Source organism: Bacillus cereus group sp. RP29, from assembly GCF_040459765.1.
In the GTDB taxonomy this organism is placed as follows: Bacteria; Bacillota; Bacilli; order Bacillales; family Bacillaceae_G; genus Bacillus_A; species Bacillus_A paranthracis.
The window spans coordinates 4,039,009-4,054,258 of sequence record NZ_JARVHN010000001.1 but is presented as its reverse complement, the minus strand read 5'-3'; the positions used below and the strand labels follow the sequence as shown (position 1 = coordinate 4,054,258).

The following is a 15,250-nucleotide window of genomic DNA, read 5'->3' as shown; positions in this document are numbered from 1 at the left end:
GTGAAAAAGCACCATTATGTATGTTAAAAATAGAAAGAGGCAGAGAATATCTGCCTCTAAGCCATATGTTATATTGTTATCCACGTAATTGTTGTTGAGCTAAAGAAACAAGACGTTTTGTTACTTCACCGCCAACTGATCCGTTAGAACGTGATGCAGTATTAGACCCTAAGCTTACGCCGAATTCTTGTGCAATTTCATATTTAAATTGATCAAGTGCTTGTTCAGCACCTGGAACTAGTAATTTGTTTGTTTTTGCCATGATGATACACATCCTTATGAGTAATCCAGTTCAGCTAAGTATGTATCTGAACTGGTACCGTTATTTTATGTGGAACCGGCGTGCTCATACGCGGAAGTAATCGGTGTGATTAGAAGTTATTGGATAGAAAAAAGAGTAGCAATTTTTGCTACTCTTTTTTTAGTATTGTCGCTGTACCTTCCACGACAATATCATCCGATTGATTATATATATTTGTTTGCAACGTAATGATTTTTTTATCGTCACGTTTTTTGATGACCTCTGCCACAACGCGAAGTGTATCGCCGATTTTGACAGGAGCGCGGAATGAAACGTTTTGAGATAAATAAATCGTATTTTTACCCGGGAGTTTCGTTCCAAGGATGGTAGAAATAAAACTTGAAACGAGCATACCATGAGCAATACGTTCTTTAAACATTGTCGTTTTTGCAAAAGAATCTAAAATATGAATAGGATTCACATCTCCAGTCAATTTTGCAAAATTGATAACGTCCTCATCCGTAATCGTTTTTGTAAGTGATGCTTGATCACCGACTTGAATCTCATCATAACGAAGCTCCGGGACGGTTTGTGCTTCTTGAAATGGATTCATTTTGTCCTCCTTCTTTTCCATATCGAAAAATGCTAGCCATCTTGATGTAGTAGGAGGAAGAAAGAGTTTTGTTTGTGCTGCAGTTAGCTCCCACATTTTTCTTACTTGATGGAAGTAAATAGATTTTTTGAGTTTTCCTCGAACTTTTTTGCGAGTTCCAACTGTTTTGTCTTGAAATCTTCCAAAAAACCTTCTAACTGTTTTTGAGCCTCTTCACGTTGTAATTGTTGTTGTTCAATAAATTGCTTCGTTGTTTCTTCAAATTGACCGCTTGTTTGAGTAAGGATAGACAAAGATGTTTTTGTAGGAGAAACAGTTAGCTGTTGCATATGAGCAGAAAGCTCTTTCCATTTGTCTTGCCACTCATTAATTTGATCATTTAAGGAGTTTCCAGTTAATTGCTTCACGTAATCTGTATACTGATTATTGAATTGAGTAGTAAATTGTTGCAGTTCTTTTTCTAGTTCATCTACTCCTGATGTTAATTTATGCAAAGCATCTTGTTGTTGTTTTAATGTTTCTAAAGTAAGTTGCTCTAATTGTTTCCCAGCTGAAGAGAAAAGGGAAAGTGATTGAGACCAGTTTTTCCAAAATGCATCGACTAATTCGTATGGTTTAGTTTCCATTGTTTGACCCCCAAATGTTTTTTTACATATTGTGAACGCAGATTACTCTGCTGTATCACCAGGTGAAGATGAAGAATCTTTTTCATCCTTTTCTGGAGAAGTAGAAAATGGAAAGAATGCATTGGTGTATAACGTGAAAAACGTCCGCAACATATTTTGATAATGCTCAAAAGAAGTCGCACATGTTGTTAAATATTGCTCTCCATATTCAGTTAAAGAATAAATTCTTTTTGCTGGCCCTCCGTCGCTTGTATCCCAAGTAGAAGAAATAAGGTTTTCTTTTTCTAATTTGCGTAGTGTTCTGTACACATTACCTTGGTCAACAGAAGAAAAGCCGATATCCATTAGCATTTGAATAAGTTTGTAACCATGAAGACTCCAGTCTTTAAGACAGAGAAGTAAGAAGGGAACTAAGAAGTTTTTTGGCATGGAGTTTGGTTGTTTTGCTTGGTTGTTCTCCAAACTTTCGCGTTGTTCTGGTTCATTATGTAGCATGATTGTGCATCACCTCATGAATCAGTTAGATGGAATTTTTTGCTTATAAGTGCAATTTACACCTATCTGTTTTTAAAGTCAATACATTTGTTAGAAAATAGAAAAAAATAAAATATAGACTTGAAGTTTTATTCAGAATATTGGAAAATAATGAATAGGTTGAATTGTTTCAAAAACGAAAAAGGGAGTGTAGGTAAAGTGATTGATCAAAAATTCGATCCACTACAAGCATGGAAAAATGCTTATGAACAAACCGAAACATTTTGGGGAAAAGCGCTCAATGAAACAATTAAAACAGAAGAATATTCTGCTTGGATGGGCAGCGTTCTAGATTTGAATTTGTTTTATCAAAAAGCATTAAATGATACGACAAAAAATTATTTAGAGCAGGTAAATGTGCCTACGAAAGAGGATATCGCTAGAGTGGCTACGCTTGTTATTAACTTAGAAAATAAAGTGGATAACATTGAGGAGTTTCTAGAAGATAAGGTAGAGTCAGTAGGACAAGCTCCTACATTAAAGCGCGATGTTACGAAAGTAAAACAAGATATTCGCACATTAGAAACGAAAGTTGATCAAATTTTAGAATTGCTAGAAAAGCAAAATGCAGTACTAGCAAAACTACAAGAACCTGTAAAAGAAGAAGTAAAACCTACGAATAAGCCAGAAAATAAAAAGTGATAATAGCGCTTGTTTATAACATATGAAAGAGAAAGGGAGAATCTCTTTTCTATGTATAAACAGCGAAACATAATTATATAGGGACTCCATAGTATGAGTACCAAAATGATTCATAATAGTCGTTCACAAATTCATTTAAGGGGGAAAAGAAATGGTTCAATTAAATGGCAAAGTAGCAATCGTAACAGGTGGGGCAAAAGGGATTGGAAAAGCAATCACAGTAGCGTTAGCACAAGAGGGCGCAAAAGTTGTTATTAACTATAACAGCAGTAAAGAAGCAGCTGAAAACTTAGTAAATGAACTAGGAAAAGAAGGACATGACGTTTATGCAGTTCAAGCAGATGTTTCTAAAGTAGAAGACGCAAACCGACTTGTAGAAGAAGCAGTGAATCATTTTGGTAAAGTTGATATTCTTGTTAATAATGCTGGTATTACAAGAGATCGTACATTCAAAAAGTTAAATCGTGAAGATTGGGAACGCGTAATTGACGTGAACTTAAGCAGTGTGTTTAATACGACAAGCGCGGTACTTCCATACATAACGGAAGCGGAAGAAGGTAGAATTATTAGCATTTCTTCTATTATTGGTCAAGCGGGTGGATTTGGACAAACAAACTACTCAGCAGCGAAAGCAGGTATGCTAGGATTTACAAAATCATTAGCATTAGAGCTTGCAAAAACAAATGTAACTGTAAACGCTATTTGCCCAGGGTTTATTGATACTGAAATGGTAGCAGAAGTACCAGAAGAAGTACGCCAAAAAATCGTTGCGAAAATCCCGAAAAAACGTTTTGGTCAAGCTGATGAAATTGCAAAAGGTGTAGTATACCTATGCCGTGACGGTGCTTATATCACAGGTCAGCAATTAAACATTAACGGCGGATTATATATGTAATGAAGTAAGAAAAAAGTGCATATCCATAGCAGGAATGCACTTCTTTTTTTAGAAGGAAATTGACCAAAAAGGAGATAGAAAAATGACTACATTCGCAACAGAATGGGAAAAGCAATTAGAGCTATACCCAGAAGAGTACCGAAAAGCATATCGCCGAGTGAAAAGGGCGAGTGAAATTTTATTACGTGAACCAGAGCCACAAGTAGGATTAACGCCGAAAGAGGTTATTTGGACGAAGAATAAGACGAAGCTTTATCGCTACATTCCAAAACAAGAAAAAACACAAAGAGTCCCAATTCTATTAATATATGCTCTTATTAATAAACCATATATTATGGATTTAACTCCTGGAAATAGTTTAGTGGAATATTTAGTGGACCGTGGTTTTGATGTGTATATGCTTGATTGGGGCACATTTGGTTTAGAAGATAGTCATTTGAAATTTGATGATTTTGTGTTTGATTATATTGCAAAAGCAGTGAAAAAAGTAATGCGAACTGCAAAATCGGACGAGATTTCTTTACTTGGTTATTGCATGGGGGGAACGCTAACTTCTATTTATGCGGCACTTCATCCGCACATGCCAATTCGTAACCTAATCTTTATGACAAGTCCTTTTGATTTCTCTGAAACAGGATTATATGGTCCTTTATTAGATGAGAAATACTTCAATCTAGATAAAGCGGTTGATACATTTGGAAATATTCCGCCAGAAATGATTGATTTCGGAAACAAAATGTTAAAACCAATTACGAACTTTGTTGGTCCATATGTTGCTTTAGTAGATCGTTCAGAGAATGAGCGCTTCGTTGAAAGCTGGAGGTTAGTTCAAAAGTGGGTTGGCGATGGTATTCCGTTCCCAGGTGAATCATACAGACAGTGGATTCGTGATTTTTATCAAAATAATAAATTGGTTAAGGGTGAACTTGTGATTCGCGGACAAAAGGTAGACCTTGCAAATATTAAGGCGAATGTCTTAAATATTTCAGGGAAACGTGATCATATCGCCCTGCCGTGCCAAGTAGAAGCGTTGCTAGATCATATTTCTAGCACAGATAAACAATATGTATGTTTACCAACGGGACATATGTCGATTGTTTACGGTGGAACAGCGGTAAAACAAACGTATCCGACGATTGGAGACTGGCTTGACGAGCGCTCTAAGTAAAAATAAAAAATCCAACTAGCATATGTTAGTTGGATTTTTTTATGTAAAATAACAAAACATAGAAAGGAGAAATTTATATTTTAGGAGTATAATTATGAAGCTTATGATTGGTAAGTTGTTTTGGGATACAGGAGCTTCTATGCCTTGTTATCCATCGTTAGAAAATGATATGATATGTGATGTGCTTGTAGTTGGAAGTGGCGAAGCGGGTGCTCAAATAGCGTATTCGTTAGCGAAAATGGGAATGTGCGTTACACTTATTGAAAAAAATATGATTTCATGTGGCAGCACAGCTGCTAATACAGGGTTATTACAATTTCTTCATGATAAATCGTTAACCTCACTTATCCATACATTTGGCGAAGAAAAAGGGGTGCGAGCATATAAGCTTTGTTACGAAGCGTTACGAACAATGGAGAAAGTTGTACCGACTCTCGATATCGATCCCCAGTTTATTCCGCGAAACAGTTTATATTATGCAAGTAAAAGTGAAGATGTCTCATTTTTACAAGAGGAATACAAAACGTTACAGAATTATGAGTTTCCAGTTGAGTATTTTACAGCATCTGATATTAAGGAACGGTATCCTTTTACAAAACAAGCGGCATTATATACACACGGTGATGCTGAGGTAAATCCGTATTTATTAGCGCATAGCCTTTTGCATAAAGCAAATCAAATGGGTGCTACTATATATGAACATACAGAGGCCATATATATAAAAAAACGTCAAAATGATTTAATTTGTTATACGAAAACAGGAAATCAAATTGTAGCAAAGAATATTATTATGGCGACGGGTTATGAAGCACTTTTTGGAAAGAAAGAAAAAAATACAATAGTAGAAACTTCTTATGCAATTGTAACAAATGAAATAGATCAGTTTGAAGGTTGGTATGAGCGATCATTAATTTGGGAAACAGCACGGCCGTATTTATATTTTCGAACGTATAAAAACCGTATTATTGTAGGCGGATTAGATGAAGCAATGCAAATTCAAACAATCGGTGATACGAAATTATTGCATAAGCGTGATGTCCTTATTAACATTATAAAAGAGATGTTCCCGCAGTATAAAGATATACAGGCAGACTACTATTGGGCGGCAGCATTTGGCGGTAGTCATGATGGTCTCCCTATTTTAAAAGAAGATAATAAGATACATAATTTATTTTATGCATTGCCATATGGAGGTAATGGAACTGTGTATGGAATGGTATTTGCTAAAATATTTGAGCAGTTATTTACAAATAAAGAAAGTAAAGATTTTTCTTTATTTAATCGATAGAAAAAAGGTAGCGAAGTGATGGAATGAGAGATATAAAAAAGTTTTTACAAAAATTACGCCCTGTACAACTCATTGTTCTGTTTTATTTATTAGCGGTAGTTGTATCGGTGATATTGCTTAGTTTACCGTTTGTTACGAAGCCTGGTGTCAAATGGACATTTATAGATGCACTTTTTACATCGGTTAGTGCGGTAAGTGTTACGGGCCTGTCTGTTGTTACGATTTCAGATACATTTACTACGGCAGGAATTATTATTTTAGCCCTTATTTTACAATTGGGCGGCTTAGGAATTATGGCGTTAGGTACATTCGTTTGGATTATAACAGGAAAAAAGATTGGTTTGCAGAGAAGAAGACTCATTATGGCAGACCATAATCAAGGGAATTTATCAGGTCTTGTAGAATTGATGCGTTCTATTTTAATTGTAATTATTTCAATAGAGCTTATTGGAGCGATATTATTAGGTACAAGATTCTTACTTTACTTTCCAACTTGGCAAGAAGCTTATTTTCACGGTTTTTTTGCAGCTGTTAGTGCAACTACGAACGGCGGATTTGATTTAACAGGACAATCGCTAATTCCGTATAAAAAAGATTACATTGTTCAAATGATTCATATGTTACTTATTATTTTAGGAGCAATCGGCTTCCCTGTATTAATGGAAGTGAAACAATTCCTTAGTAAAAGGAGACAGCAACTATTTCGTTTTTCGCTATTTACAAAATTGACGACAACAACATTTTTTGCGCTCGTGGTCGTTGGAACGATTATGATTTTTTTACTAGAACGAAATCATTTTTTAGCAGGAAAGTCATGGCATGAAACAGTTTTCTATACACTATTCCAATCTGTGACGACGCGAAGCGGGGGACTTGCTACAATGGATATACTTGAATTGTCACAACCGACGCTTTTATTTATGAGTATATTAATGTTTATAGGAGCATCTCCAAGTTCGGTTGGGGGCGGGATACGTACAACGACATTTGCTGTTAGTATATTGTCACTATACACTTTTGCAAGAGGCGGGAGAACGGTTAGAGTCTTCAAACGTCAGCTACATGAAGAGGACGTGCTGAAAGCATCTGTCGTTATGACAATGGGGATTTTATTATGTGCCACAGCACTATTTATTTTATCTATTACGGAAAATGTACCGCTTATGAGTTTAATTGTTGAAGTCTGTTCTGCTTTCGGGACGACAGGACTATCGACAGGTATTACGCCAGATTTAACAACTGTTGGTAAACTTGTACTCATTGTACTTATGTTTATCGGGCGTGTCGGTATTTTAACATTTATACTAGCTAGTGGCGGAAGAGAACAGCCACCTCGCTATAAATATCCGAAAGAGAGAATTATTATTGGATAGTATGAAACCATTCTACCTAACATAGGTAGAATGGTTTTTTAGTCATTAATGCCAAATTGCGGATGCATAAAAGTATCCTTCTTATTATCTCCTTCTTTTTTTAGTAACTCTTGATTTTCTTCTGAAATCCAACCAATATCATTTGTAGGATGGATCCATTCTTCTCCAGCCATAATGGCAGGATCTACATCATCACTCCAATTGTGAAGTGGACTGTTCTCGGAATCATATTTACTGTCTCCGATTACGACGTCATATTGATTTATGAAAGGTTGTTGCATCTTCTTTCCTGTTCCTTTAAAAGATGGGAAATTCATTTGATGCGGGAGCGTTTCATCTAAAATGGGTGACTGGATTTTATCTTTCTTCTTCAAAATAAGAGCTCCTTTTTATTATGATTTCTTCATATGTAGTATTTCCATCTAACAGTTCTTATGTACTTGTTAACACTTGCCAGTAATAATTATTTTAGCTCGCTTCAAACTAGAGTAGAAAGTGAATTTTTGAGAGCAGGTGAATGTATTGGTAAAAAGAAAAGTGAAACAAAATGCGGCAATCAACAATAATAAAACTCCGAAAGAAAGCTTACCAGATGCAGAATTTGCATTAGAGTATGAAGGAGAAAATAGCGCGAAGTATGCAAATCGTAATTCAAAAAAAGGTAAACAAAAGTGAGGCGTTTTTTACAAACGCCTCATTTTTTTGTGGGATTATAAAGGTTTTTTTAATTATTTGTAAATTTAGTGTTCATTATTAGCAGAAAAATGCGAAAAAACATAGAAGTAGCAACGTATTACACAAAAACAAACAACAAACAAAAGATTAATGTTGGTTTAATACTGCTTTTACACTAGTTGTTTATATTTGAGTTGTACATAAGATTTGTAAAAGGAGAGAGAGACAGTGAAAAAAACAATCTTTAAAGCTGTAGCAACTGGAATGGTATTTTCGTTATTAATGGGGTGTGGTGCAAAGAAAGAAGAAAGTGCTGGGGCAAAAGTAAAAGATGATAAATTATCTGGATCATTAACTGTTTACACAGCAATTGAAGAAGAACTTGTACCAATTTATCTTGATTCTTTTAAAAAGAAATATCCAGATGTGAAGCTGAATATTGTTCGTGATTCAACTGGAGTTATTACAGCAAAATTGCTAGCTGAAGGAAAAAATACACAAGCAGATGTTGTATGGGGAACTGCAGCTTCAAGTCTATTAGCTTTAGATAAAAAAGATATGTTAAAAGGATACTCTCCAAAAGGAGCGGATCGCGTTTTACCGCAATTTAAAGATGATAAACAACCAGAAAAATGGGTAGGAAATACTGCATTTATGACGGGGATTGCTATAAATAAAGAAGAATTAAAGAAGAAAAATTTACCGATGCCAGAATCATACGAAGACTTAACGAAACCAGAGTATAAAGGAACGCTTGTTATGCCGCATCCAGCATCTTCTGGAACAGGATTTTTAACAGTTTCTGCATGGTTACAAATTATGGGTGAAGATAAAGGCTGGGATTACATGAAGAAACTTCATGATAATATGGCAACTTATACTCATTCAGGTTCAAAACCAGCGAAATTAGCGGGGGCGGGTGAATATCCAGTTGGTGTATCGATGGTTTATAGTGCTTTGAAAGAGAAACAAAAAGGTGCACCAGTTGAAGTTGTATTGCCAAAAGAAGGATTAGGTTGGGAAGTAGAAGCGAACGCACTTATTAAAAAAGATAATGCAAAAAATGAAAAATTAGCGCAAGCATTTTTAGATTGGGCAATTACTGATGATGTAATGAAGTTATACTTCGAGAAAAATGGATTTGCGACAATTAAAAATGATTATAAACTTCCAGATGGATTCCCTAAAGATGTGACGGAAAAATTATACAAAAAGAATGACTTTAAGTGGGCAGCAGAAAATCGCGACAAAATTTTAGAAAAATGGGAAAAAGAGTTTGGCCAAAAAGCAGAACCGAAAAAGTAAGTGAGTGGGAGAGAGAAAAAATGAGCGAATATTTATCAATTCAACACATTCAAAAACAGTTTGATGCATTTACAGCGTTAAAAGATATTTCTTTTACTGTGAAAAAAAATGAGTTTGTATGTTTATTAGGCCCAAGTGGCTGTGGGAAAACAACATTGCTTCGAATTTTAGCAGGGCTAGAAGAGGCGACAACAGGCAGTATAGCTGTGAATGGAAAAGATATTACAGCATTACCTCCTGGAAAGAGAAATTTCGGAATGGTGTTTCAATCATATGCATTATTTCCGAATTTAACAGCACTTGAAAACATTGAATACGGCTTAAAGACGAAAAAGTATGGAAAAGCAGAAGTAAAAGAGAAGGCGCTATCGGCGTTAGAACTAGTTGATTTACTGAATGTAAAAGATAAATATCCTGCTCAAATGTCTGGTGGACAACAGCAGCGAGTAGCACTTGCACGTGCGCTCGCTCTGTCTCCGGATATTTTGTTACTCGATGAGCCGTTATCTGCTTTAGATGCAAAAGTACGTGAAAAGTTACGTAGAGAAATGCGTGATTTGCAAGAAAAAGTAGGAGTAACAACTATTATGGTCACGCATGATCAAGAAGAGGCATTAACGATGGCTGATAAAATTGTTGTAATGAATCATGCGGAAATTATGCAGATTGGAACACCAGAGGAGATTTATCAAAGACCAGCCAATCCGTTTGTGGCAGATTTTATTGGTTCTATTAATTTCTTTTCGAAAAATAATGAAGAACATGCAATTCGTCCTGAACATGTAACGATTGTACAAAATGATGGTATTAAAACGGTTGTGGAAAGTATGGAATTTCGTGGATCTGTATACCGGACAGAAGTGCGAGTTATAGATGAAAAAACACATCTATATAATGAGAAAATCGTTGTAGATATATTGGCATCAGAAGTAGAAAAAACAGCTATTAGGAAAGGAAATCCGATTCAAATCTCTTTCTCAGAAAATCATATGTTGTCATATGGAAAGAAGGTTGTTGTATAGATGGAGATGTTAGAAGACTTAAAGGTAGAAAGTACGAAAAAAAAGATTAAGAGACGTATCGGTAAAGAAGAGTGGATACAAAGACTATTAATTATTGGTATGATTCTTGCTTTTTTGATTATGCTAGTATTGCCGCTATTACAATTGTTTACACAAGCTTTTTATGATAAAGATGGAGCTTTCATTGGTGTTGCGAATTTCAGTAAATATTTCACAACACCGACATTAGTTCAATCATTACAAAATACGGTATGGGTTTCGGGCGCGACAACAATTATTGCAGTAACACTTGCTTTTGCTTACGCCTATGCGATTGCTCGCACGAATGTGTTTGGGAAGCGTGTATTTCAATATGTCGCGTTGTTACCGCTATTCGCACCAACGATGATGCACGGTATTGCACTGACATATTTATTTGGTAATCAAGGATTAGTAACGAAAGGGATGTTTGGCTTGTTTGAAGGTATACAAATCCCTTTATATGGACCAGTAGGAATTGTAATGGCTGAAGTCATGTATACATTTCCGCAAGCCTTTCTTATATTGCTAATTGCTTTCCAAGGCTCTGATTATCGTTTATATGAAGCTTCTAATATGTTAGGAGCGAGTAAAACAAAGCAATTTCTAACTGTTACTTTACCTAGTGTAAAGTACGGATTAATTAGTGCGATGTTCGTTGTGTTTACACTTAGTTTTACTGATTTTGGCGCACCAAAAATTGTTGGTGGGCAATATAATGTACTTGCTACTGATGTATACAAACAAGTAATTGGGCAACAAAATATGCCGATGGGTGCAACTGTCGGAATGATTTTATTAATCCCGGCTATATTTGCGTTTGCAGTTGATCGTATTACGCAAAGAAAGCAGGCAAATTTCTTATCTTCAAAAGCGGTGCCATATAGAATAACTGCTAATAAGAAAAGAGATGTAGTCTCATTCATATATTGTAATGTGATTACACTTATGATTATTCTTTTATTTGTGGCAGTTGGTATTGCGGCAAGTGTGAAAGTATGGCCATATAATATGAGTTTTACATTTGAGCATTTTAATTTTTCGAGTTTAACAGGTGATGGACTTGAAGCATTTAAAAATAGTGTAATTGTCTCAGCAGTTACAGCAGTTATTGGGGCAATTTTAACATTTATGTTCGCATATGCGATTGAAAAAATAGATCAGCTAAAGTTTTTCCGAAAAACAGGCTACTTTTTCTCAATCGTACCTTTAGCAATCCCAGGTCTAGTACTTGGATTGGGATACGTCTTTTTCTTTAGTCAACCAACGATTCAAATACTTGGACTTTCAGTAACGAATCCGTTTCATTCTTTATATGGAACAATCGCTGTGTTAGTACTAGTAAACATCATTCATTTTTATTCGGTAACATTCGTTACCGCAACGACTGCTTTAAAGAAATTGGACCGAGAGTTTGAGCTTGTTTCGCAGTCGATGGGTATTCCGTTTTATAAAACATTCTTTAGAGTAACAGTACCAATGTGTTTACCAGCAATTTTAGAAATGGTGATGTACTATTTCGTAAATTCGATGGTAACTGTGTCAGCGGTTGTATTTCTATACGCAGCTGATTTTAAACTAGCTGCCGTATCAATCGTAAATATGGATGATGCAGGAAATGTAGCGCCAGCAGCTGCAATGAGTGTACTGATTGTAGTTACAAATATTGTAGTAAGAGTTGTATATGAATGGGGAACGAAAGCACTTCGTAACCGAACGTCACAATGGCAAAAAAGATAAATAAGAAGGGTGATGGATTGAATGAAAGTAGAAGCGGTTATTTTTGATTGGGCAGGTACGACAGTAGATTACGGATGTTTTGCACCACTGGAAGTATTCATAAAAATTTTTCGTAAACGTGGTGTTAAAATTACAGATGAAGAAGCCCGTAAACCGATGGGATTATTAAAGATCGATCATGTAAGGGCACTAACAGAAATGCCTCGTATTGCGAATGAGTGGGAGCGTGTTTTCGGACATTTACCAACAGAAGCAGACATTCACGAGATGTATGAAGAGTTTGAAGAAATACTCTTTACTATTTTGCCACACTATGCCACGCCAATTGATGGGGTGAAAGAAGTGGTTGCTTCATTACGTAAAAGAGGCCTTAAAATTGGCTCAACAACTGGTTATACGAGAGAAATGATGGACATCGTTGCAAAAGAAGCAGAAATACAAGGATATAAACCTGATGTTCTTGTGACGCCAGATGATGTTTCAGCAGGCCGTCCGTACCCTTGGATGTGTTATAAAAATGCGATGGAACTTGGTGTGTATCCGATGAATCATATGATAAAAGTCGGGGACACAGTGTCAGATATGAAAGAGGGTAGAAATGCTGGTATGTGGACTGTGGGTGTAATTCTCGGTAGTAGTGAGCTCGGCTTAAGCGAGTGGGCAGCTGAAACTATGGATCCGGTAGAACTTCGTGAAAAAATGGAAGTAGTTCGAAAGCGTTTCGTTGAAAACGGGGCTCATTTTACAATTGAAACGATGCAGGGACTCGAAAACGTAATTGAACAGATCGAGAAACAAGAATTTATTATTTCATAAAAGGGGAATAGGATCATGACTGAAAATCACTACTTATTATTAACGCCAGGACCATTAACGACAACAAAAACAGTAAAAGAAGTTATGCTATACGATTGGTGTACGTGGGATGTTGAATATAACATGATGGTGCAACAAGTAAGAGCTAAACTTGTATCGTTAGCAACGAAGGAAGAAGAAAGATATACAACAGTATTAATGCAAGGAAGCGGTACGTTTTCAGTTGAAGCAGTAATCGGTTCTGTCATTCCAAAAAACGGAAAGCTGCTTGTTTGTACAAATGGTGCGTATGGTAAGCGAATTGTACAAATGGCAGAGATGTTACATATAGATGTGGTGGTCAGTCAAACAGAAGAGTGGGAGCCTACTAATATTGTAGAAGTAGAAAAAATATTACAACAAGATAAAGAGATTACACATATTGCAGTTGTTCATTGTGAAACAACAACAGGTATTATCAATCCAATTGTAGATGTATGTAAATTAGGGAAGCAATACGGAAAAGTAACACTAGTTGATGCAATGAGTAGTTTTGGTGGTATTGAAATAGATATCGCTGAGTTGCAAATTGACTTTCTAATTAGTAGTGCGAATAAATGTATTCAAGGGGTTCCAGGGTTCGGATTTGTTATTGCAAAGCGCGATGAATTGTTGAAATGTAAAGGGCAGGCACGTTCATTATCTTTAGATTTATACGATCAATGGGAAACAATGGAAAAACAAAATGGGAAATGGCGTTTTACATCACCTACACATGTTGTACACGCTTTTTATCAAGCACTACTTGAATTAGAAAAAGAGGGCGGAGTAAAAGCACGTTACAATCGATATGATAACAATCAAAAACTATTAGTGAATCGAATGAGAGAAATCGGATTTAAGCCACTAGTAGATGAAAAATATCAATCGCCTATTATTACATCTTTCATTTATCCAGAAGAATGGTTTGATTTTGATCAATTATACAATGAATTAAAGCGTGATGGATTTGTTATATATCCAGGTAAAATTTCAAAAGTAGATACATTCCGCATTGGAAATATCGGTGATGTACATGAGGCAGATATTCATCGCTTAGTTGATAGTATCGCTAAAGGAGTTGTTATAGGTTGAAAGTATTTTGCTTAGGTGGAGCAGGTAAAATTTGTCGTGAAGCAATTTTAGATTTAGTGCAATTTTCATCTTTTGAGACGATTACAGTAGCAGATTTTAACGAAGAAGAGGGGCTTAAAGTAGTAGAATGGCTCAACGATCCTCGCGTTGATTTTGTGAAAGTAGATGTAACGAATCATGTGGATACGGTTGCAAAAATGAAGGGCTATGACATTGTAATGGATGGTACAACAATTAAGTTAAATGGATTATCTACTCGATGTATTGCAGAAGCAGGTTGTCACGGTGTGAATTTAAATGGATTTGGTGAAGAAAATGATTCGCATTCTATATTTGTTCAAAACGGAAAAACATGTTTACCTGGGTTTGGTATGACGCCAGGTGTAACGCAAATGATGGCGATGCATGCAGCAAATCAGTTACATACTGTAGAGTCAGTTCGTGTAAGTCATGGTTCGTATCGTCCTATTGCTTTTTCTGCATCCATTACAGAAACAACGACATATGAATATGATCCACATTTGCCATCGCGTACAGTGTATGAAGATGGTGAGTTTAAGCAAGTGCCTCCGTTTGCGCGTCCAAGAGAAATTGAATTACCGGCGCCTTATGGTAAGACAACGCAATATATCATACCGCATTCTGAAACGATTACGTTAGCAAAAGCATTAGAAAATAAAGGCGTTAAACTAATAGAGACGAGAGGAACTTGGCCAAAGCAAAATATGCAGCTCGTACGTGCATTGTATGATTACGGTATATTGCGTAATGATCCAGTTGAAATAAATGGAAAAGAAATCGGCATAATGGATTGTATTGCGAAGTATTTATTGCAATCGAAAGAAGGACAAGAAACAGAGATTTACGGTTATGCACTTCATGTAGAAGTAATAGGTATGAAAAATAATGAGAAACAAAGACGTGTATTATATCATACACACCCGTTATCTGATGGATCTGTTGTAGGATGGGAAAAATTAAGAGCTTATACGAGAAACGTCGGTATTCCATTTGGGATTGCTACAGAGCTAATCGCAAATGGGAATGTAAATAAAGTTGGTGTTGTGACACCCGAGGAAGCTTTTGCCAAACCACAAATTATTTTTGATGAACTAAAAAAGCGTGGTATTCATATTCACGAGGAAGTTTTCGTTGAAAAGGAAAGTTATAACTTTGTATAA

Annotated in this window: 17 protein-coding genes; 12 read left to right on the top strand and 5 right to left on the bottom strand. The window is 35.9% G+C overall.

Going from position 1 to position 15,250, the window contains the following annotated elements; all coding sequences use genetic code 11:
- Positions 1-76: 76 nt before the first annotated feature.
- The 4 genes from QCI47_RS21485 to phaQ form a co-directional block, all read right to left on the bottom strand.
- Positions 77-262, bottom strand: a complete 186-nt coding sequence (locus tag QCI47_RS21485) for an alpha/beta-type small acid-soluble spore protein (RefSeq protein ID WP_001140707.1) — start codon at positions 260-262, stop codon at positions 77-79.
- 148 nt (positions 263-410) lie between these two features.
- Entirely contained in the window at positions 411-854 is a 444-nt protein-coding gene (locus tag QCI47_RS21480) for a MaoC family dehydratase (protein ID WP_001067916.1), read from the bottom strand.
- A gap of 101 nt (positions 855-955) precedes the next feature.
- Positions 956-1,480 carry a polyhydroxyalkanoic acid inclusion protein PhaP gene (phaP, locus tag QCI47_RS21475; RefSeq protein WP_000448589.1) on the bottom strand — a complete coding sequence of 175 codons (525 nt, stop codon included), beginning with the start codon at positions 1,478-1,480 and terminating at the stop codon, positions 956-958.
- Positions 1,481-1,522: 42 nt separating this feature from the next.
- Positions 1,523-1,975: a poly-beta-hydroxybutyrate-responsive repressor gene (phaQ, locus tag QCI47_RS21470; protein ID WP_000903020.1), complete on the bottom strand. Its 453-nt coding sequence runs from the start codon at positions 1,973-1,975 to the stop codon at positions 1,523-1,525.
- 198 nt (positions 1,976-2,173) lie between these two features.
- Here phaQ and phaR point away from each other — a divergent pair, with 198 nt between their 5' ends.
- From phaR to QCI47_RS21445, 5 genes are all read left to right on the top strand, one after another.
- Positions 2,174-2,656, top strand: coding sequence for a polyhydroxyalkanoic acid synthase subunit PhaR (gene phaR / locus QCI47_RS21465; protein ID WP_000566940.1), 483 nt, complete (start codon positions 2,174-2,176; stop codon positions 2,654-2,656).
- 151 nt (positions 2,657-2,807) lie between these two features.
- Positions 2,808-3,551 carry an acetoacetyl-CoA reductase gene (locus QCI47_RS21460; protein WP_000250412.1) on the top strand — a complete coding sequence of 248 codons (744 nt, stop codon included), beginning with the start codon at positions 2,808-2,810 and terminating at the stop codon, positions 3,549-3,551.
- Positions 3,552-3,633: 82 nt separating this feature from the next.
- Positions 3,634-4,719, top strand: coding sequence for a class III poly(R)-hydroxyalkanoic acid synthase subunit PhaC (phaC, locus tag QCI47_RS21455; protein ID WP_000206335.1), 1,086 nt, complete (start codon positions 3,634-3,636; stop codon positions 4,717-4,719).
- 94 nt (positions 4,720-4,813) lie between these two features.
- Positions 4,814-6,007, top strand: a complete 1,194-nt coding sequence (locus QCI47_RS21450; RefSeq protein ID WP_000772473.1) for an NAD(P)/FAD-dependent oxidoreductase — start codon at positions 4,814-4,816, stop codon at positions 6,005-6,007.
- A 23-nt stretch (positions 6,008-6,030) separates the two neighbouring features.
- Positions 6,031-7,380: a TrkH family potassium uptake protein gene (locus tag QCI47_RS21445; protein ID WP_001204709.1), complete on the top strand. Its 1,350-nt coding sequence runs from the start codon at positions 6,031-6,033 to the stop codon at positions 7,378-7,380.
- A 38-nt stretch (positions 7,381-7,418) separates the two neighbouring features.
- On the opposite strand, the gene QCI47_RS21440 is transcribed toward QCI47_RS21445, so the two are convergent.
- Positions 7,419-7,754, bottom strand: a complete 336-nt coding sequence (locus tag QCI47_RS21440; protein ID WP_000725962.1) for a DUF3905 domain-containing protein — start codon at positions 7,752-7,754, stop codon at positions 7,419-7,421.
- 148 nt (positions 7,755-7,902) lie between these two features.
- On the opposite strand from QCI47_RS21440, the gene QCI47_RS21435 reads away from it, so the two are divergent.
- From QCI47_RS21435 to QCI47_RS21405, 7 genes are all read left to right on the top strand, one after another.
- Positions 7,903-8,055 (top strand): hypothetical protein, encoded by a 153-nt coding sequence (locus tag QCI47_RS21435; protein WP_000240799.1) that lies wholly within the window; start codon positions 7,903-7,905, stop codon positions 8,053-8,055.
- Positions 8,056-8,283: 228 nt separating this feature from the next.
- A complete protein-coding gene (locus QCI47_RS21430; RefSeq protein ID WP_000750887.1) occupies positions 8,284-9,360 on the top strand; it encodes a putative 2-aminoethylphosphonate ABC transporter substrate-binding protein in 1,077 nt (358 codons plus the stop codon).
- 20 nt (positions 9,361-9,380) lie between these two features.
- Positions 9,381-10,382, top strand: coding sequence for a putative 2-aminoethylphosphonate ABC transporter ATP-binding protein (locus tag QCI47_RS21425; RefSeq protein WP_000006183.1), 1,002 nt, complete (start codon positions 9,381-9,383; stop codon positions 10,380-10,382).
- Entirely contained in the window at positions 10,383-12,140 is a 1,758-nt protein-coding gene (locus QCI47_RS21420; RefSeq protein WP_309422138.1) for a putative 2-aminoethylphosphonate ABC transporter permease subunit, read from the top strand. It begins immediately after the preceding gene.
- A 21-nt stretch (positions 12,141-12,161) separates the two neighbouring features.
- Complete coding sequence (phnX, locus tag QCI47_RS21415; RefSeq protein ID WP_262717949.1) at positions 12,162-12,956, top strand: phosphonoacetaldehyde hydrolase; 795 nt, start codon at positions 12,162-12,164, stop codon at positions 12,954-12,956.
- A gap of 15 nt (positions 12,957-12,971) precedes the next feature.
- Complete coding sequence (phnW, locus tag QCI47_RS21410; RefSeq protein WP_098671392.1) at positions 12,972-14,069, top strand: 2-aminoethylphosphonate--pyruvate transaminase; 1,098 nt, start codon at positions 12,972-12,974, stop codon at positions 14,067-14,069.
- Positions 14,066-15,250 carry a saccharopine dehydrogenase family protein gene (locus tag QCI47_RS21405; protein WP_240814292.1) on the top strand — a complete coding sequence of 395 codons (1,185 nt, stop codon included), beginning with the start codon at positions 14,066-14,068 and terminating at the stop codon, positions 15,248-15,250. Before phnW ends, QCI47_RS21405 begins: the two co-directional genes overlap by 4 nt.

Bases quoted from the DNA above. Each gene is read 5' to 3' on its own strand.
- QCI47_RS21485 (WP_001140707.1), bottom strand. From the start codon at position 262: ATGGCAAAAACAAACAAATTACTAGTTCCAGGTGCTGAACAAGCACTT.
- QCI47_RS21480 (WP_001067916.1), bottom strand. From the start codon at position 854: ATGAATCCATTTCAAGAAGCACAAACCGTCCCGGAGCTTCGTTATGAT.
- phaP (WP_000448589.1), bottom strand. From the start codon at position 1,480: ATGGAAACTAAACCATACGAATTAGTCGATGCATTTTGGAAAAACTGG.
- phaQ (WP_000903020.1), bottom strand. From the start codon at position 1,975: ATGCTACATAATGAACCAGAACAACGCGAAAGTTTGGAGAACAACCAA.
- QCI47_RS21460 (WP_000250412.1), top strand. From the start codon at position 2,808: ATGGTTCAATTAAATGGCAAAGTAGCAATCGTAACAGGTGGGGCAAAA.
- phaC (WP_000206335.1), top strand. From the start codon at position 3,634: ATGACTACATTCGCAACAGAATGGGAAAAGCAATTAGAGCTATACCCA.
- QCI47_RS21450 (WP_000772473.1), top strand. From the start codon at position 4,814: ATGAAGCTTATGATTGGTAAGTTGTTTTGGGATACAGGAGCTTCTATG.
- QCI47_RS21445 (WP_001204709.1), top strand. From the start codon at position 6,031: ATGAGAGATATAAAAAAGTTTTTACAAAAATTACGCCCTGTACAACTC.
- QCI47_RS21425 (WP_000006183.1), top strand. From the start codon at position 9,381: ATGAGCGAATATTTATCAATTCAACACATTCAAAAACAGTTTGATGCA.
- QCI47_RS21420 (WP_309422138.1), top strand. From the start codon at position 10,383: ATGGAGATGTTAGAAGACTTAAAGGTAGAAAGTACGAAAAAAAAGATT.
- phnX (WP_262717949.1), top strand. From the start codon at position 12,162: ATGAAAGTAGAAGCGGTTATTTTTGATTGGGCAGGTACGACAGTAGAT.
- phnW (WP_098671392.1), top strand. From the start codon at position 12,972: ATGACTGAAAATCACTACTTATTATTAACGCCAGGACCATTAACGACA.